This is a genomic window from Streptomyces sp. NPDC126510 (assembly GCF_040302345.1).
Taxonomy (GTDB): domain Bacteria; phylum Actinomycetota; class Actinomycetes; order Streptomycetales; family Streptomycetaceae; genus Streptomyces.
In genome coordinates, this window is the sequence record NZ_JBEORR010000046.1 from 33,751 (window position 1) to 58,842 (window position 25,092).

Genomic DNA, 25,092 nt, shown 5'->3' on the forward strand with positions numbered 1-25,092 from the left:
CGAGGGGGAGCTGTGATGTCCGAAAGCCAGAACTACATCAACCACGTTGCTCTAGTGCTGGATGCCAGCTCGTCGATGTCGCATCTGAGCCGCAAGGTCGTCGAAGTCGCCGACCAGCAGATCGCCTATCTCGCCCGCCGCTCGAGGGAACTGGACCAGGAAACCCGCGTCACGGTGTACGTCTTCGCCGACAAGGTGGAGTGCGTCATCTACGACAAGGACGTGCTGCGCATGCCGTCGCTGAAGCAGCTGTACCGGACCGGCGGGATGACGGCTCTCCTGGCAGCCGCGCTGAAGTCGCAGAGCGAGCTGGCCCAGACGGCCCAAGTGTACGGCGACCACAGTTTCCTGACGTTCGTTCTGACCGACGGACAGGAGAACGCGAGCCACCGCTGCCCGGACGCTCCCGCCAGGGATCCTCGTCAACTGGTCCAGGCCGTCGCGGAGATGATCCGGACCCAGCAGGACAACTGGACGCTGGCTGTGCTGGTGCCCGACCAGATGGGCAAGCGCGAAGCCATGCAGTGCGGCTTCCCCAAGGACAACATCGCCATATGGGACGCCACCAGCACGCAGGGCCTGGAAGAGGCCGGGCAGGTCATCCGGCAGGCCACCGAGAACTTCATGATGGGCCGCACCCAGGGCATCCGGGGATCGCGTGCGGTGTTCTCCACGGGCGCGGACGCCGTCAACGAAGACACCATCAAGGCAGCCGGACTCACCCCGGCCGACCCGTCGAAGTACCAGCTGATCCCGGTCGCCCGTGACGCCGCGATCCGGGAGTGGGTCATCGAATGCGGGCACACCTACACCACCGGTGGCGCGTACTACGAGCTGAGCAAGTCGGAGAAGATCCAGGCGCGGAAGCACATAGCGGTGCTGGAGAAGAAGACGGACCGCGTGTACACGGGCCCCCAGGCCCGTGCCCTGCTCGGGCTGCCCAACACGGAAGTGCGCGTCAGGCCCGACCACAACGACCACTTCACCATCTTCGTGCAGAGCACGAGCGTCAACCGGAAGCTCGTGGCGAACACGCGGCTGCTGCTGATGCTCTGACATACCGTGAAGTCGATGGGATGCCGGAGGCCGCAAACGGGAGAAGGACGTCCCTCCGCCCCCGGCACCCGTCGAAGGGCTTCCGCCTGCCTCCTGGGAGGGTCATCCGATGCCGGCTGCCCGATGCACCGGAGTCCGACCTGCCCGCTCCCTTAGTGAAGGAGCCCCGGCGAAAGACCCAGTTCGCGCTCCCCGAGCGGGGTGAAGAAGCGCTCGACGTCGGCATCGGTGACCTCGGCCAGGGTCCTCGGTGACCAGCGCGGCCTGCGGTCCTTGTCGACGACCTGGGCACGGATTCCCTCGACCAGGTCGGGCGTGCCCAGGGCGGCGCAGGACACGCGGTACTCCTGGTCGAGGACCGGCTCCAGCGGGCCCAGCGTCCGGGCACGGCGCAGAGAGGCGAGGGTGACCTTCAAGGCGGTCGGCGACTTGGCGAGCAAGGTCTCCGCGGACTCCTTGGCGGCGGAGTCCCCGTGCGCGAGCAGGCGACGCAGGATCTCCTCCACACTGCCGGCGGAGTAGCAGACGTCGATCCAGTCACGCCGGGCGGCCAGGACGCCCTGCGGGGGTGTGCGCACACAGCCGACCAGGGCCTCCGCCGCGGGCAGCTCGGCCAGGGCCTCGAGGAAGTCCCGCAGCGAGGCCGTCGGCACGAAGTGGTCGGCGAGTCCACACAGTACGGCGTCGGCTGCGCCGACCTGAGTCCCCGTCAGGGCCAGATGAGTGCCCAACTCCCCCGGGGCGGCGGCGAGCAGGTGGGTGCCGCCCACGTCCGGCACGAAACCGATGCCTGTCTCCGGCATGGCGATGCGGGACCGCTCGGTGACGACGCGGACGCTGCCGTGCGCCGAGACACCGACGCCGCCGCCCATGACGATGCCGTCCATCACGGCGACGTACGGCTTGGGGTAGCGGGCGATGCGGGCGTTGAGCCGGTACTCGTCGCGCCAGAACGCGGCCGAGGCGGTGCCGTCACCGTCGCGGGCGTCGTCATGGATGGCACGGATGTCACCGCCGGCGCACAGGCCGCGCTCCCCCGCGCCGGTGATGACGACGGTCTCCACGGCGGGGTCCCTCTCCCATGCGAGGAGCGCCTCGTCGATGCGTCGGACCATGGTGTGCGTGAGTGCGTTGAGGGCCCGAGGCCGGTTGAGCGTGATGTGGGCCGCGCGCCCGCTGGTGTGGAAGAGGACGGGTTCCTCTTCGACGGTCGCGCTCATCGGAACGCCTCCCCCGGGCCGTGGGCCGCGTTGACGCGCATGTCGTGTCAGTTCCTTCCCGTTCAGGTGGCGGGCACTTCGTCCGCAGTGGCCGGTGACAACCACCTGATCACTGTTGACCCTACGGTGCCTGATGACCTACCCGGACGAGGCGGCGGGGTGGGCCGGGCGATTCCGTACCGATTCCCGGGCCGGGATCGCACGAGGCTCCTCACGCCGGTGATCTCCCGGAGGGGCGGGCGCCGTTCACCGGGCGGCACGTGTGCGCTACATTTTGCCTCTCCTTGACCGCGATCACTCATGATCTCTACGCTTCGGAGTTGGCACCCCCATGAGCGACATCGTCAACGGACTCGGCCGGGCCACTGCGTACGGCGGTCTGGGACTGGTTCTGTTGCTCCTCGGCATCGTCCTGGTCGACGTGCTGACCCCCGGAAAGCTCGGGCGGCAGATCTGGCAGGAGCGCAATCGCAACGCCGCCACCGTCCTCAGCTCCGCACTGCTCGGTATCGGCGGCATCGTGTTCACGTCCATCTGGACGACGTACGAGGACTTCGGCAAGGGACTGGTCTCGACCGCGGCGTTCGGGGTGCTGGGGCTGGTCATGATGGCGGTGGCGTTCCTGGTGGTGGACCTGGTGACGCCGGGGCGGCTGGGTGCGACGCTGGTCGAGGCGGAGCCGCACCCCGCGGTCTGGGTGACGGCATCCTGCAACCTCGCCGTCTCCGCCCTCATTTCGGCGTCCATCGCCTGAACCACCCGCGCGGACAGACCCGTCGGCGGCTTCGTACGAAGTAACCCTCGCCGCACAGGGAACGCACAGCCGCCGTCCTTCCTCTTGCAGGGCGAATGCCCTGACCGAGAGGAACCTGCTGTGCGTTCACGTAGACGTATGCGTTCGCGCCTGTACCCGGCCGGGTCGGTGGTCCTTGCCATGGCCGCCGCGGGATCGGTGCTGGCGGGGCCGGCCGCCTCCGCCGCCGAGGCCGGCGGGCGCGCCGACCTGCGCGCGGACGTGAACCGCGACGGGCGGGTCGATGTCACCACCGGCAGCGACACCGGAGGTGAGGACCGCTGGTCTGTCGGGCGTGGGGCCGTGTACCTGCCCAACATCGATGACGACGCCAAGCGGTGTCCGGTCTCCGGGCCCGGTGGCCAACCGCTGTCCGACGCCAAGCTGGCCGCGTGCAACGACGGCTCCGACACGAAGGTCAACGGCACCGAGGACGCCGCCGACCTCGCCCGGATCCGTTCCGTGCCCTTGCCGGACCTGCCCGCCGGCGCGACCGGCAGCCTGAAGCTCGCCGCCGGCGGCGAGCACGCGCACCTCTTCCTCAGGCGTGCCGGGAAGTGGATCCTCGTGACATCCGGGACCCGGCTGACGGCCGCCGAGTTGCGCTCCGGTGCGGAGTTCGGTGTCGAGGCCACCGATGTCGTGCGCGACAGTGCGAAGTGGGACGGCCGTGTGGTGGTCCGGCTGACGGTGGCCTCCGGACGGACATCCACCTCCGACGCCGTGACCCTGCGCGTCGCACCGCTGCTGACGCAGCATCACCTCCAGGACACCCGGCAGGTGATGGTCTCCGAGGTGCAGGGCGAGGGCCCGGACAGCCGCCTGCAGCGGAAGTTCGTCAGCGCCCTCGGGAAGGAGGTCGAGAAGGCCGGCATCACCACGCCGCTGGTCACCTTCACGAAGTACGCCGACCGCTGGGCGCAGGACTTCGTCGAACCGGCCTACGTCAGCATGACCGGTCCGGGCGGTCAGCGGCAGGTGATGCGTGTGATGCTGCGTTCCGCCCAGCCGGACCGGGACGCGGGCCGGGAGCTCTTCGAGAGGATGCGCGGCCGGGACATCGGTGTCGTCCAGGTGACCGACCGGGCGGAGCCGGACGACTGGTCGCTCAACTCCATGGGGAACCTGGAGACCATCCCGCCCCACACCCACGGCGGGCGCTCCTTCCCGGCGGGGCGGATCGTCATGGGCGAACGCAAGGACAGCGGGGCGCGGCCCTCGAAGGTGATGCGGACGCTGCTCAAGTCCCAGGGGCTGCAGGACCCGCTGCTGCTGGACACCTCATGGCTTGCCGTCGGGCACGTCGACGAGTTCGTTCAGTTCCTGCCCGCCGGCACGGCCCGTGGCTGGCGTATCGGTGTCGCGGACCCGCAGGCGGGGTTGAAGCTGTTGCGGGACGCCAAGCGCGACGGCCACGGCAGGACGAAGATGTTCTCCGTTCCGGGCCGCGGTGACAGTCCGGCGCCCAGGGAGACGATCGACCAGGCGCTCGCCTCCCGTCACCTGGTGGCCGACAACGAGATGGCGGCGCGGCGGATCGCGGCCAACCTGGAGATCCTCAAGCGCGAGACGGGAGTCACCGACGGGGAGATCGTGCGGGTGCCCGCGCTGTACACACGTGACTCGGAGGCTCTGACCGCCGATGGGCAGGAGATCCCCGTGCCGCGCCTGACGCGCATGGGCGCCGGCTCCGACCTGGTGAACAGCCTCGGGGACCACGGCCAGCAGAAGTGGCTCGCCGGGAACCCGGCCGCTTCACGTGCCGGGGCCCGGGCGACCGTGACGACCAGTGCGTACGTTCCCGGGGCGGTCAACGGCCTGCTCCTGACACGCGACCGTTACCTCGCCCCACGCCAGTGGGGGCCCGTCATCAACGGCAAGGACGTCTTCACCCAGGCCGTCACCGCCGCCTACCAGCGGGTCGGCCTCAAGGTGTCGTACATCGACGACTGGTACACCTACCACCTCGGCATGGGTGAGGTGCACTGCGGCACCAACACCCTGCGCGACGCGACCTCCGCATGGTGGGCAGCGCCCGGTGGCGCATCGTGACGAGGTGGTCGTCAGGAGGTGCGGGCAGGGGGCGAGGGGACGGAGAGCGCCGCACACTCACCCGCGTCGGGTGAGGCGGCCCGGCTCGTGCCGTGGGCACGCTGTTGGGGACACCGAACGGTTCGGAGCGAGGGCCTGGAGCTGCGAGCGTCCTCCTGCTCCTTCCGGCCCCTGAGCATCGCAAACGAGGCGCAAGATGACCGCGACACACACTCAACCGTCACACAGGGCGAAGGACGAATGGGCCACCGGCCTGACCGCCTTCGCGGCTGTGATGCTCTTCCTGGTCGGCCTGCTCGACATCTTCCGGGGCATCATGGCCATCGCCGAGGACGACATCTTCGTGACGACCCGCAACTACGTGTTCGAGTTCGACCTGACCGGATGGGGCTGGGTCCACCTCGCTCTGGGCGTCCTCGCCGTCATCGTCAGCCTGGGGCTGCTCAGGACGGCGATGTGGGCCCGCGTCCTGGGCGTGGCCATCGCCGGGCTCGTCATCATCGCCAACTTCCTCTCCCTGCCGCAGTACCCGGTGTGGTCGGTCGTGATGATCGCCCTCTCGGGCTTCATCATCTGGGCCCTCTGCGTCGTGCCGCGCGACAACCTTCTCGACCCTTCCGAGGAGGATTCATGGCGTGAGCGCGAGGACACCTACCGTCCTGCGGCCTCACCACGCCCGCCGTGCTGACGAGGTTCGGGCCGACTCCGCCGAAAACTCGCTCTCGATCCCGCTGGCCTGCCGCGCAAGCGCAGGTCAGCGGGCTGTCGGTGTGGTCTGCCGTGCGGCTGAGCGGGAAGGCTGGGATGCTGAACGTGAAGCGCTGCCCATGACGTGGCCCTGACCGACAGGGGTGATGAGCGCGGTGGCGGAAATCCATGAGAACGGTCAAGGACCAGCGGTTCCCCTCGTTCCGGCGCTGTCGCGCACCGCCGACCCGATGGGCGATCCGTTTCTGCGTACGCGGTTCGCTCTCCCCGCGAGGCCCCGGACGTTCCTGCGCCGTCAGCGGCTCGTCGATCACCTCGGCCAGGCTCTGAGGACGCCGTTGACGCTGCTCAACGGCCCCGCCGGAGCCGGCAAGACCCTGCTGGCCGCGGACTGGGCCTCCGGACTGGCTTCCCCGCTCGCCTGGCTCACCTTCGACGTGGGTGACCGGCGTCCCGGAGTCTTCTGGGCCTACGTGCTGCAGGCCCTGCGCGCCGGTGGTGCCCCGGCCTCCGAAGCGGTCGGAACACCTGCGGACGCCTCCGGCGTGGACCACAGGCTGCTGTCGGCACTGGCCGGTGAGCTGAGCGACCGAGAGCGGCCGGTGGTCCTCGTGCTCGACGAGTTCGACCGTGTGACCGACGCGGAGGTCGCCGAGCAGCTGGAGTTCGTCCTGCACCACGCCGGCCGCGGGCTGCGCCTCGTTCTCGTCACGCGCAACGAACCGCTGCTCCCGTTGCACCGCTACCGGGCTGCCGGTGAGCTGACGGAGATCCGTTCCGCCGAACTGGCCTTCACTCCGGAAGAAGCCGCCGCACTGCTGGAGTTGCACGGTTTGAGCCTCCCGGTCCAGGCGGCGCGGACCCTGGTCGACCGCACCCGGGGCTGGGCCGCCGGTCTGAGCCTGTCCGCCCTGGCCGCCCGGGAGAGCTCCGACCCCGAGCTCTATCTGAAGGAGTTCGAGGCGGACCGCAGTACGGTCGCGGACTTCCTGCTGGCCGAGGTCCTCAAGAGGCAGACCCCGGAGACACAGGACCTCCTGCTGCGCGTCGGCGTCCTCGAGCGTTTCTGCCCCGATCTGGCCGACGCGTTGACCGGCCGTGTCGATGCCGAGCCCATCCTGGCCGGGCTGCACCGTGAGAACGCGTTCGTCGAGCGTCTCGGGCACTCGTGGTACCAGCTCCACCCGCTGTTCGGGGAGATACTGCGCGCACATCTGCGTGTTCGACTGCCCGGGCTGGAGCCGGAGCTGCACCGACGGGCCGCGCAGTGGCTGCATCGTCACGGCTTCCTGCCGGAGACACTCGCCCACAGCGCCGCCGCGGGTGACTGGGACCTCACCGCCGGTGCCCTGGTGGACGATCTCGCGATCGGACTGCTGTTCACCGGGCCGAACTCGGACGACCTGGCTCAGTTGTTCTCCCACATGGGGCCCGAGGCGAGGAGCCCGGCCACCTTCCTCGTACGAGCAGCCCAGGACCTGGCCCGGCACGATCTCGATCACGGCCTGACCAGCCTGCGCCTCGCCGAGGAGCAGCTTGCCGACGACGCCGACGACGCGGCGGCCGCCCGGCTGAGCTGCGCGCTGCTGGAGGCGCTGGCCGCCCGGCTGACCGGTTGCCCCCCGGACGTGGAGAAGGCCGCCGAATCGGCCGCTGGACTGCGGCAGGAGATTCCGGCTCACCTGCTGGACCGGCATCCCGAGCTCACCGCCCTTCTGATGACCCATGTGGGCGCGACGTTGCTGTGGGCCGGGCGCTTCGAGGACGCGCGTGCCGTCCTGGCCGGGGTGGTCGCAGCTCCCGGCGGAACCACCACCGAGCTGCCCCGGGAGGAGGCGATGGGGCAGCTGGCCCTGCTCGACTACATGAACGGCTGGCCCGGCCGGGCGGAGCGCAAGGCGCTGGCCGCGGTGTCCGATGGGGACCGCCCCGGTGCGCCCCGGCCGTCCGGCTCCGGAATCGGACGGCTGGTCCTGGCAGCCGTCGCGGTCGACCGCGACGAACTGGGCCGCGCACAGGCCCTCATCGACGAGACGGCCGAGCTGCCCTCCGGAACGCGTGATCCGGTGATGGCGGCGGGACACGCCCTCGCCGCGGCCCGCCTCCTGCTGGCCAAGGGGAAGGTGCGAGCCGCGGTCGAGGCGGCGGACCCGGCCGTTCCCGCCGCCGTGGCCTCCCCGTGGGCGACGAGCCACGAAGCGCTCGTCACCTCGGCCGCCCATCTGGCCGAGGGCCGGCCGGACGAAGCCGCGGCGGTACTCCGGGCCGTCTCCGGTGACCCGCCCGTGTGCGCCGTCGAGGCCGCGGCGATCCAGCTCGCCGCGCGACGCCCCGCGGCAGCCTTCGACCTGCTCGACAGCGTCCACGCGGAGGGACGCACCGGTCCGGCGGTGACCGTGAGGGCAGCGCTGGTGCGAGCCCGGGCCGCGAACGCGGCGGGAGACAGAGCCACCGCCCGCAAGCTCGTGGCACAGGCGCTGCTCGACGCCCGGCGTGAGCGGCTGCGGCGACCGTTCCTGGACGCCGGAGCCTGGATCCGGCCCCTCCTGGCCACCGGTCCGCTGCACGATCTTGCGGCAGGCTGGCTCACGTCCGCCCCGGCGCCACACGGCGAGCGCACCCGGCCGCAGTCGCCGCCCGCTCCGCTCGTCGCCGTGGAGCTGAGCGCGCGCGAGCACGACGTACTGGACCGTGTGGCCCGGATGATGTCGACGGAGGAGATCGCCGCCGACCTCTGCCTGTCGGTGAACACGGTGAAGACCCACCTGAAGAGCGTCTACCGGAAACTGGCCGTGAACCGGCGAGGTGAAGCGGTGCGCCGGGCACGCGACCTCCGGATGCTCTGACGCGCCGCAGGCCCCTGCTGCGGGCTCGGCCGAAGACCCCTCCCCCGGGGCCGGCACGGGCCCCGTAACTCCCCCCTCGTGGGTGAGGCGCGCCGCGCGCACCAGGAGTGCGATGAGAACAGTCGGCGAAGAGTGCGTCGGCGCATGCCCGGCACCGCTTCGGTGTACCGGGCCGACTCGGCGAGGTGGACACCGTGAAGCGCTGGCGGGCTCTGATCGTCCTGGGTGCGGCCCAGTTCCTGATGGTCCTGGACACGTCGGTGATGAACGTGTCCATCAGTCAGCTGGTCGAGGACTTCGACACGGAGGTCACCGCCATTCAGGCCGTCATCACCCTGTACGCGCTGGTCATGGCCGCTTTCATGATCATTGGTGGCAGGCTCGGGGACATCGTGGGACGCCGCCGCATGTTCCTGCTCGGGATGGTCGTCTACGGCGTCGGGTCCGCCATCACGGCCGTGTCGCCCACGCTGTGGGTCCTCATGCTGGGCTGGTCCGTCATCGAAGGGCTCGGTGCCGCCATGGTCCTGCCGGCCATGGCGGCTCTCGTCGCGGAGTCGTACCGCGGACGCGACCGGGCCGTCGCCTACGCGGTCATCGGCGGGCTCGCCGGCGCGGGGATCGCGGTCGGCCCGCTGCTGGGCGGCTGGGTGACGACGTATCTGACGTGGCGGCTGGTCTTCGCCGGCGAGGTCGTGGTCGTCCTGGCGGTGCTGCTGTGCCGCCGGGTGATCGCGACGCCCGCACCGCGCGGGCCGCGCCCCCGGCTGGACGGGGTCGGTGCGCTCCTGTCCGCCGCCGGACTCGGGCTGGGCGTCCTCGGCGTACTGCAGAGCAGCACCTGGGGATGGGTGCAGCCGCGCAACCCTCCCTTCACCGTCCTGGGCTTCGCCCCGACCCTGTTCGTCGTCGGCGCCGGGGTCGCCGTCCTGGCCGTCTTCCGGTGGTGGGAGCGGCGGCGGGAGCACACGAGCGCCGACCCGCTCGTGCATCTGTCCCTGCTGGGCCGGCCCGTACTGCGGTCGGGCCTGCTGACGCTGCTGAGCCAGAACCTCATCCTGCTGGGACTGTTCTTCGCCATTCCGCTGTACCTGCAGGTGGTGCAGGGGTTCGACGCCTTCGAGACAGGCCTGCGTCTGCTCCCGGTGTCCGCGACCATGCTGGTGACCTCGCTGTGCGCGTCCTCGCTGGGGCGCGTGGTGGGGCCGCGCCGGGTGGTCCGGGTGGCCCTGGCCATCCTGGTGGCGGCGATCGTGTGGCTGCTGGCCACGATCGACCCGGCCATCGACGACGCGCAGTTCGCCGGTGCCATGGCCTTGCTGGGCGTGGGGGTGGGCCTGCTCGCCTCGCAGCTGGGCAACGTCGTGCAGTCCGGGGTCGGCGAGGAGGAGCGCAGCGAGGCGGGAGGGCTGCAGTTCACGGCGCAGAACCTGGGCTCCGCGCTGGGCACCGCGCTCATCGGGTCCCTGCTCATCGGCGCGCTGGCCCATGCCCTCACCACACGGGTGGAGGACGACGCGCAGCTGTCGGAGGAGACCCGTGCGCAGGTCGGCGTGGCCCTGGAGGCCGGGATCACCTTCGTCCCCACCGATCAGGTGCGTTCGGCGGCCGAGCGTGCCGGGCTGCCGCCGTCCGAGGTCGATGCCGTCGCGGACTCCTACGCGTCCGCGCAGTTGCAGGGTCTGAAGGCGGCGGTCCTGGCCACGGGCGGCATCGCTCTGGCCGGCTTCCTGGTCACACCGCATCTGCCGACCGTGCGGGAGAGCCGGCCGCGCGAGCGGGGTCCGGAGGCGACGGCCGGGGCGTCCGGGTCTCCCCACTGAGTCCGCAGGGAGCTGCTCATGTCCAGGACCACAACCGCCCGCAGCAAGCGCCGCGCGGAGCGCCGGGCCGGCGCGGACTACACGGGTGGCGTCTACGGTTCCATGCTCGCGGCCTCCGTGGTGGCCGGTGCCGGAGCTCTCGGTTCGTTCCCCCGGGCCGAGCTGGTGGTGCTGTTGCTGCTCACCGGGGTGGCGTTCTGGGTCGCGCACGTGCACGCCCAGCTGTTCGGGGCGCGTCTGGCGCAACAGGTGCCGGACCGCCGCCTGGTGCTGCACGTGTGCCGTGACGAGTGGCCCATCGTCAAGGCCTCGGTCCCGCCGGCCGTCGTGGTGGCGGTCAGCCCGCTCCTGGGACTGGACGTCCGAGGCGCCCTCTGGCTGGCCCTGTGTGTCGCCGTGGTCGGTCAGATCGGCTGGTCGGTGGCAGCGGCCCGCCGTGCCGGTGCCTCGCCCCGGCTCATGGCCGTCACCGCGTCGGTCAATCTGCTGCTCGGCCTGCTCATCGTCGCCTTCAAGATCGTGCTGAAGCACTGAGTCCGGCGTCCGTCACTCGGCGGCTCACCTGCTTCGGGTGAGGTCCGGGCCGGTACGGAGGCGGACGATGGCACAAAGGGCGCCGTCCGCCTGTCCCGGGCATCTGTGGGAGGACAAGCTCGTGCGCTATGAGATCCGCGTCGAGGGCCACCTGTCGGAAACCCTGGTAAAGGCCTTTCCGGAGCTGGGCCATGTGGTGATGGCCGGCCAGACCGTCCTGTTCGGGCATGTCGTGGACGAAGCGCACCTGTACGGGCTGCTGGCTCGCTGCCAGTCACTGGGACTGCGTGTCGTGGAGATGCGGCCGGTGCCGGAGTGACGTGACCGGCCCATGCGCCTCCCCGTCTTGCCGCCCGAGGCCAACACCCCCTGTCCGGGCAAGTGCTGACCTGCCATCAGGTCACATGGCCAGCGGCTGTTTCGAGGAACCGCCGTCACCGCGCTCGCGGGCTCACCGGCAGATCACCCTTGGCGGGTGACCCCGGCACCCGGTGGCAGGCGGGATTCTGGAGCCGGCAGAGCTGCGCACAGGCCCTGCCGCCCTTCGGACACCGCCCCCAGGCGGTCCCGAAGCGACCGCTTCACGCGAGGAGGAGCCATGACCATGTCGCGTGGCCCGACACCGCTCCCCGGGCAGGAACACCGGTCCGGCGCGGCAGCCTCCGCTGCGACGTCCGGCACCGCCTACGGGCTGGAACGACTGGGCCGTTCATGGACCTGGCTCATGGGTTCGGCCGTCGCGACCCTGGTGCCGGGCGTCCTGATCCTCGTCTGGCCGGAGGCGACCCTGCACGTCCTGGCCGTCCTCGTGGGGCTGTACCTGCTGGTGAACGGGGCTTTCCGGTTCGTCGCCGTCTTCGGCCGGGAGGAGCACGGTGAGCGGCTTCCGGGGCTCCTGCTGGCCGTGCTGTACGTGCTGGCCGGGGTGCTGTGCCTGCGCAACCCGCTGCAGACGATCACCGTGCTCTCGCTGGTCACCGGCGTCGTCTGGCTGGTGTCCGGGATCCTCACCCTCTACACGGCCATCGTCGCCACGGACCTGCCGCACCGCGGTGTCGTCCTGGGGGCGGCGATGCTGGGCATCGTCGCGGGGATCGTGGTGCTCGCCCTGCCCATGGAGTCCGCCCGCGCCCTGACGCGGCTGCTCGGCCTGTGGCTCGTGCTGCTCGGCCTGGCCGAGACGGCGGTCGCCCTGGCGTGGCGGGCCGTGCTCCGAAAGACGCACACGGCAGGGTCGCACGCCCCCTCCGAGGCCGCCTGAGACACCCCACGGCGCGACGGAGGCGCCGCGGCCCGTGCGACGCCCCACCTCCGTCATCCCGAGCGGCGACGACCGCGGCGCCCGGGGCGGCGCGTACGCGGAACCACGCGGAAAGGCGCGCCCATGAACCCGGCCGCAACCCCGGACTCCCCGCATTCCGCCGAAGGCGCGAACGCGCGGAACATGATGACCGCCGAGGAACAAGCGGAGTACCGGCGGCTGCGCCGCCACGCGGCCGTACGCCACCGGCGGGCACGGCGCGCCGGGTCGGCGCTCCTGCTCCTGCTGGCTCTGCTGCTCGCGCCCCTGGCCGTCGTCGCGGCCTGGGTACACGACACGGTCTCGGACACCGGCAGGTACGTGGCGACCGTCGCGCCGCTGGCATCCGCGCCACCCGTGCAGGACGTCGTGATCAACCGGATCACGGACCGCGTGGTGGAGAACGTCGACGTCCGGGCGGTGACGGACTCGCTCGCCAAGACCCTCAGCGACGCGGGTGCACCGCCCCGCGTCATCGCGGGGGCCGAGTCCCTCGAGGGTCCGCTGCGCGACGCGGTCAGGACCGCGGTGGACCGCACCGTCACCCGCGTGATCACCAGCGACGCCTTCCAGCAGGTGTGGGAGGGCGCCAACCGGCGCTCACACGCCGCCGTGGTGAACATGCTCACCGGTGATCGTCAGGGTGCCGTGGAGGCCGTGAACGGCACCGTCCAGCTGGATGTGGGAGCAGTCGTCGACCAGGTGCAGCAGCGGCTCGTCGACGCGGGCTTCGAAAAGGCCACCGCCATCCCGGACACCGATCGGACGGTCACCCTGTTCGAGACCGAGCAGTTGGGCAAGGCGCAGGACGCGATGCGGCTGCTGGACATCGTCGGCACGTGGCTGCCCGTCCTCACCGTCGCGCTGGCCGCGCTCGCCGTCTGGGCCGCTCCCGCACGCCGGGTCATGCTGATGATCACCGCCACGGGGGTCGGTGCGATGATGGTGGGGCTGCTCGTCGTGCTGGCCCTGGTCCGGCGCGTCTACCTGGACTCGGTGCCGCCGGAAGCGCTGCCCGCCGACGCCGCCTCGGCCATCTACGACACGTTCGTCCGCTTCCTGCGCGACAGCACTCTCACCTTGCTGGTCGTCTCGGTGATCACCGCGCTGGTGGCGTACCTGTACGGTCCGGGACGCCTGGCCCGTGGCGTCCGGACCGCGGCGGACCGGGGCACGACGGCCACGGGCAGGGCCCTCGAGAGCGCGGGAATGCGCACCGGCGCCGTGGGACACCTGCTGGCAGCCCACCGGCAGTGGATCACCGGTGGGGTGATCGCGGCCGCCGCTCTGGCCCTGGTGTTCTGGAACCACCCCACCGTCGGAGCCGTGGCGCTCGTCGTCGGTGTCGCTCTGGCCGTCCTGATCGTTCTGGCGATCCTCGCGTCCGCCGCCGGGCCGGCCGACCGGGCTGTGGACCAGGCCGGGCAGCGGGCGGTTCCGTGAGTCATGACCGTGAAACCCGGCCTCGAAGGCAGGACCCGCGAGCGCACGGCGGCGCGGGTCGTCGCGAGGCTGCGGTCCGGAGCCACCGCCCAACTGCTGTCCCGCCTGTCCGCGCTCAACATCGTGGAGGGCTCGGTACGGCTCGCCGCCCAGGCGTTCCTCACCGCGCTCCCGCTGCTGATGACCGTCGCGGCGTTCGCTCCGGGCTGGATGCAGGACCTGCTGGCCGACTCGCTCCGGGCGGTTCTGGGCATGCGCGGAGACACCCTCGACGAACTGCGCCGGGTCTTCTCCGCCACGGGCACGACACGGAACACGGCCGGAGCCGTGAGCGCGGTGGTGACGCTCGTGTCGGCCACGGCGTTCAGCCGAGCCCTTCAGGCCGTGTGCGAACGCTGCTGGCGCCTGCCGCGCGCACCGATACGGACCGCCTTCTGGCGCTGGCCGCTCTGGCTGGTGGTCTGGCTGGCCTACCTCCTGCTTCAGGCACCACTGCGCCAGGGGTTCGGCGCGGGAACGGTGACCGGGCTGGTGCTGTCCCTGCTCTCCGGGACGCTGCTCTGGTGGTGGTCGCAGCATCTGCTGCTGGGCGGCCGGATCGGCTGGCGGAGTCTGCTGCCGGGGGCGCTGCTGGCCGCCACCGGCACGGTGCTGCTGAGTCTGGCCGCGCGCGTGCTGATGCCCACCGTCATGGAGCGCAGCCTGCACGAGTTCGGTCCCCTCGGCCCGGTGTTCACCTTCCTTTCCTGGCTCATCGCCGTCTTCCTCGTGGCCGTCTCGGGCCTGGCGCTCGGCGAGTACGTCGCCTCCACCCCCTGGTACCGGGCCGCCGCACGCTCACCCGTGCCGGGTGAGGCCGGTCGCTTCTTCGCGGACCCAAACTGAAGGCAGCGCCCGCCGGTGGCCCGGTGGGCGCCGAGACGGAGGAGAGAAATGAGCGCGCAGACCTACCTGGCCTACGACTACCCCCTGTTGAGCGTCTTCTGGAGCATGCTCCTGTTCTTCCTGTGGATCATGTGGTTCATCCTGCTGTTCCGTGTGGTGGTCGACATCTTCCGTGACGACGACCTGAGCGGCTGGGCGAAGGCCGGCTGGCTGGTGCTCACCATCCTGCTGCCCTTCCTGGGTGTCTTCGTCTACGTGATCGCCCGCGGCAAGAACATGGGCCGTCGTGAGATGGCGCAGGCCCGCGCACAGCAGGAGGCCTTCGACGCCCGCATCAGGCAGGCCGCGGGCAGTGAGGGCCGGTCCAGCAGCGTCGACGAACTCGCCAGACTGTCCGAGATCCGCGACAGCGGGGCCATCACGGACGACGAGTACCGCAGGGCGAAGGAACTCGTCCTGACCGGTCATGCTCCGGCCGGGCATTCGGGGCTCACGCCGCCCGTGTCCGGTCGTTGACACCGGGGAAGGTCGCCTGCATCGGGAGCCGGACACTCCGTCCCCGGCCGGTCACGAACTGCCGTGGCGAGGCCGGAGTCCGCGAGCCGCGGCAGGGCCTGCGGCATCGGAGTCGTACGGTCGGATCCCGTGACCGAGGAGGACTGCCGATGCGCAGCGTGACCTATTCGATGAGCATCTCTCTCGACGGCTACATCGTGGGGCCGGACGGCAGTTTCCAGTGGACCGTGCCCGACGAGGAGGTCTTCCGCTTCTGGATCGACGAGATCCGAGGGGTCGGCGTCCACCTGCTGGGGCGCCGGCTGTACGAGACGATGCTGTACTGGGAGACCGCCGACCAGGACCGCTCGCTCGACGCCTCCGAGCTCGAGTGGGCCGGGCTCTGGAATCCTCTCCCCAAAGTGGTGTTCTCCCGCACGCTGCCGGCGGTGCAGGGCAACGCCCGCCTGGCCTCGGGTGGCCTGACGGAGGAGATCGAACGGTTGCGGGCCGAGCCGGCGGAGGGTGACATCGCGATCGGCGGTGCGACGCTCGCCGCCGAAGCCGCCGCGTCGGATCTGATCGACGAGTACCGGGCCATGGTGTACCCCGTGCTGCTGGGCGGAGGCATCCCGTTCTTTCCGCAGCACGAGCGCCGGGTCGACCTCGAACTCGTCGAGACGCGCACCTTCGGTTCGAAAGTCGTCTACCTCCGCCACCGGGTGGCGCGCTAGGACACGGTGCGCCGGGGCCGGGCCGGTGAGGCCGTTCACCCGAACAGGCCCCTCCGTGCTGTGCCGACGCTGCCCCTGCGGTGTCCTGGACAGAGCAGTCGTCCGTCCCCAGGGGGAAGCATGTACGAGATGTACCCCGGCCCCGATGAACCCGGTACGACTTTTGTCTGGCACGTGAAGGCGAAGAACGGCACCGTAGCCCTGTGCGGCCTGACGCTCGAACCGGGCGTGAAGGAGCCGGTGGAGACGGATCGCCACTGCCCGGCGTGCATGACCTCGTTCGGCCGGCTCGTCGACCAGCGCGGCTAGCGCGGGCCTCCGTCAGCCCACCCGGTAGCGCCGTGCACGCTCGGTGTTCAAGGTCAGGCCCAGGCCGGGCTCGGTGCCGCTGCCGGGGCTGATGCTGCCGCCGCGGGGGTCGAGGACGCCGTCGAACAGGATGCGTTCGATGCGGACGTGGTCGTGGAACCATGCCAGGTGGCGCAGATTGGGCACCGCCGCGGCAGCGTGGGCGTGGGCATGGGGAGCACAGTGGCCGGATATCTCCAGGCCGCGCCCCTGGGCGAGAGCTGCGGCGCGCAGCAGGCGTCCACGTACAGGGCGGTGGCGTCGCCGATGCTCGCGCGTGCCTCGGCGACCCGTCTGAGGTCGCGTTGCTCTCGCCGCCCCCATGATTCACCGATCTTGATCTTGACGCGCACAATGCCCTCTTCCGCGGTCCAGCCGCGCGGTTGCCGGTCCTGTCGCCCGGCGTGCAGGTCGGCGATGACCCGTGCCGCGGCCGCCGGAGCGTAGGTCCAGCCCGTGCCGGTGATCCGGCCGCTCCGCACGGTCGCGAGGACGAGGGTGGTGCTGTCCCAGCTCAGGGTGCCGTCCGCCTCGGGGGCGTCGGTGGGCACCGTGTAGACGGCGCTGTCCAGCCCCGTTCCACCACCCCCGCGTCCGTCACCGCTCCTCTCCCGCACCGGGCCGGTCCTCGCGGTGCCGGCTGCCGGGCAGCATCTCCTGGACCTTGGCCTTGAAGCCCTGGCGGACCATCGCGGTGCGGTCGCTGTCGCCCTTGAGCACGGAGGCTGCCGCGGCCTCGATCTGGTCGAGGGACGCGTGCGGCGGGATGGGGGGTACGGCCGGATCGGTGCGGAAGTCCAGGACGAAGGGCCGGTCGGACGCCAGCGCCGCCTCCCACGCGCTCCGTACGTCCTGCGGCTTCTCCACCCGCGTCCCGTTCAGCCCGACCGAGCGGGCGAAGTCGGCGTAGGCGACGTCGGGCAGGGACTGCGAGGGAAGGAACTGGGGGGCGCCGGACATGGCACGCATCTCCCAGGTGACCTGGTTGAGGTCCTGGTTGTTGAGCACCGCCACCACCAGGCGCGGGTCCTCCCACTGCTTCCAGTACTTGGCGATGGTGATCAGCTCGGCGAGTCCGTTCATCTGCATCGCCCCGTCACCCACGAGCGCGATGGCGGGGCGGTCGCCGTGCGCGAACTTCGCTCCGATCACGTAAGGGACGCCGGGGCCCATGGTGGCGAGCGTGCCGGACAGCGAACCGCGCATGTCCCCGCGCAGCTTCAGGTGGCGTGCGTACCAGTTGGCGGCCGAGCCGGAGTCGGCGGCGAGGATGACGTTCTCGGGCAGCAGGCCGTTCAGGGTGTGGGCCACGTACTCGGGATTGATCGGGTCGGCGTCCACCGCGGCGCGCCGCTCCATGACGTCCCACCAGCGGGCGGTGTTCTTCTCGATCTTCTTGCGCCAGCCGTCGTTCCCGGTCGGCCGCAGGTGCGGCAGCAGCCGCTGCAGGGTCGCGCGGGCGTCACCGACGAGGTTGACCTCGAACGGATAGCGCAGTCCGACCATGTGCGGGTCGATGTCGATCTGGACGGCACGCGCCTGACCGAACTCGGGCATGAACTGCGTGTAGGGGAAGCTGGATCCGATGACCAGCAGGGTGTCGCAGTCCTGCATCAGCTCGTACGACGGACGGGTGCCAAGGAGGCCGATCGCGCCGGTGACATAGGGGAGGTCGTCGTCGAGCGCGTCCTTGCCGAGGAGCGCCTTGGCCACACCGGCGCCGAGCCGGTCGGCGACCTCCATGACCTCCTGGCGGGCCCCGCGTGCGCCCTGCCCGATGAGCAGGGCGACCTTCTCGCCGGCGTTCAGCACCTCGGCGGCACGCTCGATGTCGGGCTCCGCGGGCACCGGGGCGTAGTGGGACATGCCCAGGCTGGAGGGCACCATCTTGAAGGCGTGTCCCGGAGCGGAGTAGTCGAGTTCCTGGACGTCGGCGGGGATGATGACGGCTGTCACCGAGCGGCGCGCCATGGCGGTGCGCATGGCGCGGTCGAGCACGTTGGGCAGCTGCTCCGGAACGGTGACCATCTCGCAGAAGTCGGAGGCGACGTCCTTGTAGAGGCTCAGCAGGTCGACCTCCTGCTGGTAGGAGCCGCCCATGGCGCTGCGGTTGGTCTGTCCCACGATCGCGACGACGGGCACGTGGTCGAGCTTGGCGTCGTACAGGCCGTTGAGGAGGTGGATGGCGCCGGGTCCGGACGTGGCGGCACACACCCCGACCCGGCCGGAGAACTTCGCGTAGCCGACGGCCTCGAAGGCGGCCATCTCCTCGTGCCGGGCCTGGATGAACTCGGGCTTGTTGTCGGCCCGTCCCCAGGCGGCGAGCAGTCCGTTGATGCCGTCTCCGGGGTAGGCGAAGACGTGCTCGACCTCCCATTCACGCAGGCGCTGGAGGAGGTGGTCGGAGACCTTGATCGACATGGTGCTGACCTTTCGGGTGGGGGGTGCGTCAAGTGTCCCGGGTGCCCGGCTCGGGCCGGCGCAGGCGTCGCGCGGCGCCGCGGGCGGTCAGGACGGCGGCTCCGGCGGTGAGGGCCGCGGCGCCCGCGGTGATCGCCCAGCGGCCCGCGCGGGACGGCTCGGGCAGCCGCCCCGCCAGGCGTTCGGGATGCTCACCGGGCAGGTTCCCGTCCAGGCCCAGGGCCAGCACCTCGGCGACGTGCAGGGCCCGGCGGCCGGTGTCGCTCTGTTCGATCTGGGTGCGGCAGCTGAAGCCGTCCGCGAGGAGCAGGCTGCCGGGGGCGGCCGCGCACACGGCCGGCAGACTCCCTGTTCCGCGACGGCCAGGGAGAGCTCGTGATGGCCGCGTTCGAAGCCGAAGTTGCCGGCTAGGCCGCAGCAGCCCTCGTCGAGCACGTCGGCGTCGAGGTGGGCGCGGCGCATCAGTTCCCGGTCGGCGTCGTCCTTCAGGACCGCGTGCTGGTGGCAGTGAGTCTGCACGAGGGCCTGCCGGGCCAGGACGGGCGGCCGCCAGCCGTCGGGCGCGTGCCGCACGAGGTGCTCGGCGAACGTGCGGAACCGGCCGGCCAGGCGCTGCACGTCCCGGTCGTCCGGCATCGGCTCGGGTGCGTCGGCGCGGAACACGGCGGTGCAGGACGGTTCGATCCCGAGGACCGGGGTGCCGGCCTCGTTCCCGCGCTGAGGGCGCTCACCGGGGCGGCGGACGAGATGGCCGTGGCCCCCGTCGACGAGGTGCGTCGCATCGGAGGCCTCATCGACGACCCGCTCGGCCCGGCCCCTCCCGACCCTGCCGGCGCTCCCGAGGTAGGTCGTGACCAGCCGAGAGGCGGCACGGCCTAGACACCGGGAAAGTCCGGCCACATGTCGCGCCCGCACATCGGCTCCGCCGCCTGCGCGGCCCTGGCCCCGCTCAGATCCGGCCCCGCCAGAAGCAGGCGGTCACCGGCACGGAGACGCCCCCGGCAGCGGAAGACCGTGCCGTCGGCCGTGTCGGCAGGTCCAGGGTCGTCCCCTCGGCGGTGAAGGCCGGCCCGTTCACGCTGGTCAGGCCGTCGAGGACGCGCACCACCGTGCCGTCGAGGTCCGTTCGATAGAGCGAGCCCGCGCCGCACGTGCCGTCGTAGGCCATGCTGCCCGCCCAGAAGCGGCTCGCGGGGTCCGCGACGCCGTCGTTCATCCGGCTGGGGAGCGGCGTGCGGTCCTCGGGGCGGTCGAGCCACTCCGGTCTGCCGTGGGCGGCGAGCAGTGCGATGCCCGTGCTCTGGTGACCGTCTTCCTGTTCCAGTTCGTGGGCATCTGGAACAACTACTTCCTGCCGCTGGTCATGCTCACCGACGACAGGAAGTACCCCATCACCCTGGGCCTGACGACCTGGCAGTCGCGGCCGAGCGCACTCCGGAGCGCTACCGGCTCACGGTGGGCGGCGCGTTCCTCTCGATCCTCCCGCCGGCCGCCGCGATGCTCGTGCTGCAGCGTTACTGGCGGTCGGGTCTGACCCAGGGCAGCGTCAAGGGCTGAGAGCACCCGGTCCCCGGGCCTGCGAGCTGTGGGCCCGGCTTCGCGCCCGTTCTACCCCGATCGGGACCGGTTCGCCGACACAGCGGTGGCTGTCCTGCGCCGGAGGCCGGGCCGCGACGGGAGGCGGCACCAGGCGGTTCCGCCACCCCGCGGTCGGTGACCTCACCCCTCGCCCGTTCCCCTCCGGCATCGCTTCCTGACGTGCCGCGCGGTTCCTTGTTTGGATGTGCTTCGGGCCGGGTCTGCGCGATCATGACCGGATGAACGCTCGTTTCGCCGGCATCGCCGAGCTGACCGAAGTCCCCTCCGTGGCGGTCGTCGTCGACGTCATGCGCGCTTTCACGGTGGCCGCATGGGCCTTCGGCCAGGGGGCGGAGCGGATCGTGCTCGCCGAGTCGCTGGACGAGGCCCTGGCGCTCAAGGCCCGGCACCCGGACTGGGTCGCGCTCAAGGACGGTCCGCCCGCACCGGGGTTCGACACCGTCAACTCGCCCGGCCTGCTGCGCTCTGCCGACCTCGGCGGACGCACGGTTGTGCAGAAGACCACGGCCGGGACGGTCGGCGCCCTTGCGGTCAAGGAGGCGTCGCTGGTGCTGTGTGCCGGGTTCGTCGTGGCGGAGGCGACGGCTCGGCTCCTGCGGACGCGCGGCCGTGACCGTGTCACGTTCGTGGTCACGGGCGAGGACGGACAGGCCGACGAGGATCTGGCGTGCGCTCAGTACATCGCCCGGAGGGCCGTCGAAGGGGATACGGACGCGGCTGAGTACCTCCGCCGCGCCGGGCGTTCGCGTGCCGCCGCCGAGCTGGCGCAGGGCGTGCGTCAAGGGGTCCACCCCGATGACGTCGCGCTCTGTCTCGAGCTCGACCGCTTCCCCTTCGCCATGGTGGCGGCCCTAAAGGACTCGCTCATGGTCCTGCGTCCTTGTGCCGTGCCTCCGCCGGCCGACGGGCTTTCGGTCTGACCGCCGATGCGGGCTCGCCGGATCAGTGCCCGGCGGCCGCCTTCACCAGGGCGACCGCCACGCCGATCGCCGCGTCCAGCAGCCCGGCCACCACCGCCGCCACGACGCCGCCGCCCATGCGCAGCCCGCCCAGACAGCCCCACAGGAAGAGGGACACGACGCCCACTCCCGCCGCTGCGGGCAACGCGGCGTGCAGGCTGAGCACGTCCAGCGCGGCCAGGGCGATCAGTACGGCCGGACCCACGGCACAAGACAGCAGCGGGCTGCTGACGTACAGCATGCGGCGCAGCTCACGGCCCGTGGCGAGGCGGCGGTGAACGGTGCGGTGTGCCTGCTGGTCGGCGACCAACGCGGCGAGCCACAGGCCCAGCGCGGTCGTCAGGACGGTGGCGAGGGCACCGAGGGAACCCACCTCGCCGAGGGACAGACCGACCACCACGGCGATCATCGTGATGGTCGCGTAGATCCGCTCCTTCAGCCGGTCGGCCAGTACACCGGCCTCCACACCGGGCGGCACATCCGCTCGACGGTCGTCCACCACTGATGCCCCTCACCTGTGGTCCTCGCAGCAGCCGCGGTACGCGTGCGCCGGTCATCACATCAGCATGCCTCCCGAGGGTGCGGGCAGGCCGCTTCCACGCCGGAAATGGAGGGCGTTGCCGTGAACCGCTGGTGGGCCGGGCTGAACTCGGGGAGGCTGACCCGCATGGTCTCGGTGGTGCAGAACGTGGCGATCGACTGTTCGGATGCCTATGAACTGGCTCGCTTCTGGAGTGAGGTGACCGGTTGTCCGCTGCACGAGCAGTGCGGGCCGGGCGATCGGGAGACTCAGGTGATGCTTCCGGAGGGGCCGATGCTGTACTTCAATCAGGTGCCGGAGCCCAAGACGGTCAAGAACCGCGTCCACCTCTGTCTGCGCCCGACGACCTCGCGCGAGGAGGAGATCGAGCGGTTGTTGGAGCTGGGAGCCTCCTTCGTCACTGATCGCCGGGAGCCGGACGGCGCGGGCTGGGCGGTGCTCGCCGACCCTGAAGGCAACGAGTTCTGCGTTCTGCGCGGCGCGTCCGATCGCGCCGCGATGTCCGCCGGGTGAGGCTCGGGGAGTCACGGCCACGAGGGCACCTTCGCGCCGCATCCCGCGGTACGGCTGCCTAGGTGAGCAGTGCTGCCAGCGATCCCGCGGCGATCAGCAGGCCGGCCAGGGCGGTGCAGCCGACGCCGAGGGGGTCGGGGACCGCCTCCCCTGCCACCGCTCCGCGTGGCCCGGATGCTGCGCGTCGTAGATGAGTTGCAGGCGGTCGCCCACTTCCGGGAAGTCGGGCGAGCCGCCCAGCATCCAGCGCATCCGGTGGCCGTCGTCGGCCACGTGCTCGCACAGCACGCTCTTGGGGTCCACGCTGTCCCCCTCGTAGACCCGGTCGACGCATGTCGCGACCACTCGCACCCCGTTGCGCTTCAGGCTCCGCTCGACATACCAGATGCGCAGCCCGAACGGCAGGAGGAGCAGCCCGATACCGATCAGTCCCGTCATCGCCCGCCCTTGTTCCGCAGCTCCCCCGTCGGCCCGCCCGGAACCGGCAGCCCCGCCCCCGGCACCGTGACCTACCTGTCCCGGAGGCGTGATCGGCCGTGCGGCCGGCTGTGTCGTCACCGGTCGAACCGCACTTCGCAACGCGTCCGGCTCCCCTGCTGCCGCATCGCGGCAGCAGGGGAGCCGTCGGCGCTGCCACCGCCTCCGGTCGGCAGCGAGCCGTCTGTGAGACGCGGGGCCTTCTCGTGCGGGGTCTCGCCGCGTCAGTCCACGATCACCCCGGCACCCGCCACCGGGGACCGCCCCGCGAGTGCGCCGCCGAAGTTCCCCTCGACCTCTGCCTTCTCCGCCGCGTTCGGGTACGGGTTCGTGCAGGATGTGCCCGCGGTGGAGCCGGACATCAGACTCGAGCACGGCCCGGGCTTGCGATCCGGCAGGCCCAGGATGTGCCCGAGCTCGTGCGCGGAGATGCGGATCGTGTCGTAACCCTGGTCGACGGCCTGGCGCCCGATGTACACGGTGCCGTTGCCCAGGGTGGTGGGCAGGGCGCGCGGCCAGCCGTTGTCCGCGAGGACCCGTATGTTCGCGCGCTGCCCGGTCGCGACGGGCCGCAACTCGACGGCGTCGACACTTTCGTTCCAGATCGCCGCGCCCCGGTTGACGGCACTCTTGAACTCCGCGGAGCCACTGGCGTCGTAGGTCACGACACGGGCGGCCGGAGGACCGTCGGCCGTTGAGGGGGCAGCGGACGCGGCCTGACCACCCGTCAGGGACACGGACATCAGACAGGCGGCGGCGAGACCGCCGGTCAGCATGCGGACGTGCATGATCGACCTCCTTGCGGGGGAAGGGCAGTCGTGCTCATGACATTCCTTAGCCCATTGCCCAGCCGGGTCACCCCTGAATCCTCAGGCGACGGCCCCCACCGAGACGCCGACGGCGATGAACAACCAGCCCCGGCGGATCCTCGGCCTGGCGAGCAGGGATGAAACCGCTGCTGAGCCGCCCCCGGGCCGGCCCGCCCTCATGCGGGGCATCGGACGCCTCGTTCGCGTTGTGCCCTTGCCGGGCGGTCCGGCGGGCGGCGAGTACGGCCGGTGTGGTGGTCCGGCTGCTCGCGGATTCCGACACACGTGTGCGTGGCATGGCCGCCGGGCACCCCGCCCTGCCCGTCGACCTCATCATGCAGAGCTGCGACGACACCGAGCTCGCTGCCCGGGCTCTGATTCTGCGCCTGTGTACCACCGTTCGTTGTCGACACACTGGCGTCCCGGACCAGAAGAGACCGCTGTCCGGGCTCGTCGCAGAAAGGGGAAGGATGCACATGAGGTTGCGCATGCTGCTCGCCGGAGGCGCGGCCACCGTCGCCGCCCACGGCCTGGTGACCGCACCGTCGAGCGCCTCGGACCAGGAGTCGACCGGCCTGACTGCACGGGTGCCTGCACCACGGGTGGGCCGAAGGGCGCGGCAACTTCGCCGGTCCGGTGAACGTCGGCTCCTACCGGTGGGGAGGTGAGTGCTGACCTGAGCCCGGCCTCATCAGGGGGACTTTGTCCAGCGGGAGGCCGTTGCGGCCCAGGCGGTCTCCCATGCCACGAGGTTGTGGTGCTGGATGACGCGGTGCGCGGTGCCGTAGGCGACGGCTGCCGCGGCGTGGACGCCGAGGACGGCGATCAACGCGGAGCCCATGGCGCGACTGCGGACCTGATCGGGGGTCAGGGGCGGGTCGGTCAGCTTCCCGTCGGTGCCGGCCCAGACGCGGAGGGTGCTGCCCTTGGGCAGGGCCGGCTGAGTATCGGCGTAGGCCGTGTGGGTGCGTCCCTGGGGGTCGGTGAAGCGGACCTCGGTCGGGTAGAGGGTCCGCTTCGCCTCGGCCGAGCCGGGCTCGGGGTGGCTCCGGGCGTCCTCGACGAGCACGGCGGTGGTGTGGTGGCGGGTGGCTGCCTGGTGCTCGGCGGTGCGGGCGTAATGGCGGTGGGCGGCGTCACCGACGAGGAAGAGGGCGAGAGGGGTGGCCGCCAGCACCACCAGCGTCAGGCCGAGGCCGATCCATGCCTGGGCCACGTCGCCGCGGCGGCGCAGGGGGTTGCGCCGCAGACGCCAGAACATGACGCGGGGGAGCTCGCGCGGTGGCAGTGACGGGGGTAGGGACGAATGTCCGGGCATGGTCCTCCTTTCGCGGTGACGCGGCGCGTGCGGGGTGCCCCACCGGGGCGGGGGGATGCGAGCTGCCGAGCGGGGGTGGCGGCGCGCGGGTGCCCGACCGGGGCCGGGGGACTTGAGCGGCCTAGGTCGTGTCCGCAAAGTCCCGCCTGCCCCTCGACGCCTGGCACGTACTCTCGCCGCACCGGACGAAGACCCAAGTACATCCAGTACGAGGGACT

At 71.3% G+C, this 25,092-nt stretch carries 24 protein-coding genes and 2 pseudogenes; 17 read left to right on the forward strand and 9 right to left on the reverse strand.

The annotated features are described in order from the left end of the window. Window positions 1-15: 15 nt before the first annotated feature. Window positions 16-1,056, forward strand: coding sequence for a vWA domain-containing protein (locus ABTX60_RS39185; protein WP_352101658.1), 1,041 nt, complete (start codon window positions 16-18; stop codon window positions 1,054-1,056). 152 nt (window positions 1,057-1,208) lie between these two features. Here ABTX60_RS39185 and ABTX60_RS39190 read toward each other — a convergent pair whose 3' ends face one another. Further along, window positions 1,209-2,276 (reverse strand): enoyl-CoA hydratase/isomerase family protein, encoded by a 1,068-nt coding sequence (locus tag ABTX60_RS39190; protein ID WP_352101659.1) that lies wholly within the window; start codon window positions 2,274-2,276, stop codon window positions 1,209-1,211. Between the two features lie 331 nt (window positions 2,277-2,607). On the opposite strand from ABTX60_RS39190, the gene ABTX60_RS39195 reads away from it, so the two are divergent. The 13 genes from ABTX60_RS39195 (at window position 2,608) to ABTX60_RS39255 (ending at window position 16,198) form a co-directional block, all read left to right on the forward strand. Beyond that, window positions 2,608-3,030, forward strand: a complete 423-nt coding sequence (locus ABTX60_RS39195; RefSeq protein WP_352101660.1) for a DUF350 domain-containing protein — start codon at window positions 2,608-2,610, stop codon at window positions 3,028-3,030. Between the two features lie 138 nt (window positions 3,031-3,168). Continuing rightward, complete coding sequence (locus tag ABTX60_RS39200; RefSeq protein WP_352101661.1) at window positions 3,169-5,121, forward strand: protein-arginine deiminase domain-containing protein; 1,953 nt, start codon at window positions 3,169-3,171, stop codon at window positions 5,119-5,121. A 196-nt stretch (window positions 5,122-5,317) separates the two neighbouring features. After that, a complete protein-coding gene (locus ABTX60_RS39205; RefSeq protein ID WP_352101662.1) occupies window positions 5,318-5,809 on the forward strand; it encodes a DUF7144 family membrane protein in 492 nt (163 codons plus the stop codon). A gap of 166 nt (window positions 5,810-5,975) precedes the next feature. Next, window positions 5,976-8,675, forward strand: coding sequence for a winged helix-turn-helix domain-containing protein (locus ABTX60_RS39210; RefSeq protein ID WP_502992481.1), 2,700 nt, complete (start codon window positions 5,976-5,978; stop codon window positions 8,673-8,675). Window positions 8,676-8,869: 194 nt separating this feature from the next. Beyond that, the gene (locus tag ABTX60_RS39215) at window positions 8,870-10,498 is read left to right on the forward strand and encodes an MFS transporter (protein WP_502992482.1); all 1,629 of its coding nucleotides are present in this window, start codon (window positions 8,870-8,872) and stop codon (window positions 10,496-10,498) included. Between the two features lie 18 nt (window positions 10,499-10,516). Continuing rightward, entirely contained in the window at window positions 10,517-11,032 is a 516-nt protein-coding gene (locus ABTX60_RS39220) for a hypothetical protein (RefSeq protein ID WP_352101664.1), read from the forward strand. Window positions 11,033-11,153: 121 nt separating this feature from the next. Further along, window positions 11,154-11,351 (forward strand): DUF8691 family protein, encoded by a 198-nt coding sequence (locus tag ABTX60_RS39225; RefSeq protein WP_352101678.1) that lies wholly within the window; start codon window positions 11,154-11,156, stop codon window positions 11,349-11,351. A 279-nt stretch (window positions 11,352-11,630) separates the two neighbouring features. Continuing rightward, window positions 11,631-12,293, forward strand: coding sequence for an HdeD family acid-resistance protein (locus ABTX60_RS39230; RefSeq protein ID WP_352101665.1), 663 nt, complete (start codon window positions 11,631-11,633; stop codon window positions 12,291-12,293). Window positions 12,294-12,416: 123 nt separating this feature from the next. Further along, window positions 12,417-13,775 carry a hypothetical protein gene (locus tag ABTX60_RS39235; protein WP_352101666.1) on the forward strand — a complete coding sequence of 453 codons (1,359 nt, stop codon included), beginning with the start codon at window positions 12,417-12,419 and terminating at the stop codon, window positions 13,773-13,775. 3 nt (window positions 13,776-13,778) lie between these two features. Next, window positions 13,779-14,660 (forward strand): YhjD/YihY/BrkB family envelope integrity protein, encoded by an 882-nt coding sequence (locus tag ABTX60_RS39240; RefSeq protein WP_352101667.1) that lies wholly within the window; start codon window positions 13,779-13,781, stop codon window positions 14,658-14,660. 48 nt (window positions 14,661-14,708) lie between these two features. Then, entirely contained in the window at window positions 14,709-15,176 is a 468-nt protein-coding gene (locus tag ABTX60_RS39245; RefSeq protein WP_352101668.1) for an SHOCT domain-containing protein, read from the forward strand. Between the two features lie 149 nt (window positions 15,177-15,325). Beyond that, on the forward strand, window positions 15,326-15,889 hold the full coding sequence (locus tag ABTX60_RS39250; protein WP_352101669.1) for a dihydrofolate reductase family protein: 564 nt from the start codon (window positions 15,326-15,328) through the stop codon (window positions 15,887-15,889). Between the two features lie 120 nt (window positions 15,890-16,009). Further along, window positions 16,010-16,198 (forward strand): hypothetical protein, encoded by a 189-nt coding sequence (locus ABTX60_RS39255; protein ID WP_352101670.1) that lies wholly within the window; start codon window positions 16,010-16,012, stop codon window positions 16,196-16,198. A gap of 12 nt (window positions 16,199-16,210) precedes the next feature. Here ABTX60_RS39255 and ABTX60_RS43360 read toward each other — a convergent pair whose 3' ends face one another. From ABTX60_RS43360 to ABTX60_RS39275, 4 genes and pseudogenes are all read right to left on the reverse strand, one after another. Then, window positions 16,211-16,561, reverse strand: coding sequence for an enolase C-terminal domain-like protein (locus tag ABTX60_RS43360; protein WP_502992483.1), 351 nt, complete (start codon window positions 16,559-16,561; stop codon window positions 16,211-16,213). A 273-nt stretch (window positions 16,562-16,834) separates the two neighbouring features. After that, entirely contained in the window at window positions 16,835-18,658 is a 1,824-nt protein-coding gene (locus ABTX60_RS39265) for a thiamine pyrophosphate-requiring protein (RefSeq protein ID WP_352101671.1), read from the reverse strand. 28 nt (window positions 18,659-18,686) lie between these two features. After that, window positions 18,687-19,366: pseudogene (locus ABTX60_RS39270) on the reverse strand ((Fe-S)-binding protein); the annotation flags it as partial. A 241-nt stretch (window positions 19,367-19,607) separates the two neighbouring features. Beyond that, the gene (locus tag ABTX60_RS39275) at window positions 19,608-20,075 is read right to left on the reverse strand and encodes an SMP-30/gluconolactonase/LRE family protein (RefSeq protein WP_352101679.1); all 468 of its coding nucleotides are present in this window, start codon (window positions 20,073-20,075) and stop codon (window positions 19,608-19,610) included. Between ABTX60_RS39275 and ABTX60_RS39280 the strand changes: the two are divergent. Together ABTX60_RS39280 and ABTX60_RS39290 are read left to right on the forward strand one after the other, a co-directional pair. After that, window positions 19,956-20,215: pseudogene (locus ABTX60_RS39280) on the forward strand (carbohydrate ABC transporter permease); the annotation flags it as partial. The gene ABTX60_RS39275 and the pseudogene ABTX60_RS39280 sit on opposite strands and share 120 nt — an antisense overlap. 260 nt (window positions 20,216-20,475) lie before the next feature. Further along, window positions 20,476-21,177, forward strand: a complete 702-nt coding sequence (locus ABTX60_RS39290; RefSeq protein ID WP_352101672.1) for a 2-phosphosulfolactate phosphatase — start codon at window positions 20,476-20,478, stop codon at window positions 21,175-21,177. A 22-nt stretch (window positions 21,178-21,199) separates the two neighbouring features. Here ABTX60_RS39290 and ABTX60_RS39295 read toward each other — a convergent pair whose 3' ends face one another. Next, window positions 21,200-21,715, reverse strand: a complete 516-nt coding sequence (locus ABTX60_RS39295; RefSeq protein WP_502992484.1) for a hypothetical protein — start codon at window positions 21,713-21,715, stop codon at window positions 21,200-21,202. 168 nt (window positions 21,716-21,883) lie between these two features. Here ABTX60_RS39295 and ABTX60_RS39300 point away from each other — a divergent pair, with 168 nt between their 5' ends. Then, window positions 21,884-22,270, forward strand: a complete 387-nt coding sequence (locus ABTX60_RS39300) for a VOC family protein (RefSeq protein ID WP_352101681.1) — start codon at window positions 21,884-21,886, stop codon at window positions 22,268-22,270. A 93-nt stretch (window positions 22,271-22,363) separates the two neighbouring features. Here ABTX60_RS39300 and ABTX60_RS39305 read toward each other — a convergent pair whose 3' ends face one another. The 3 genes from ABTX60_RS39305 to ABTX60_RS39315 all read right to left on the reverse strand — a co-directional run bounded on the left by ABTX60_RS39305 (window position 22,364) and on the right by ABTX60_RS39315 (window position 24,874). Next, window positions 22,364-22,708: a hypothetical protein gene (locus tag ABTX60_RS39305; protein WP_352101673.1), complete on the reverse strand. Its 345-nt coding sequence runs from the start codon at window positions 22,706-22,708 to the stop codon at window positions 22,364-22,366. A gap of 263 nt (window positions 22,709-22,971) precedes the next feature. Next, complete coding sequence (locus ABTX60_RS39310) at window positions 22,972-23,535, reverse strand: snapalysin family zinc-dependent metalloprotease (RefSeq protein ID WP_352101674.1); 564 nt, start codon at window positions 23,533-23,535, stop codon at window positions 22,972-22,974. Window positions 23,536-24,247: 712 nt separating this feature from the next. Further along, a complete protein-coding gene (locus ABTX60_RS39315) occupies window positions 24,248-24,874 on the reverse strand; it encodes an Rv1733c family protein (protein ID WP_352101675.1) in 627 nt (208 codons plus the stop codon). Window positions 24,875-25,092 lie beyond the last annotated feature (218 nt).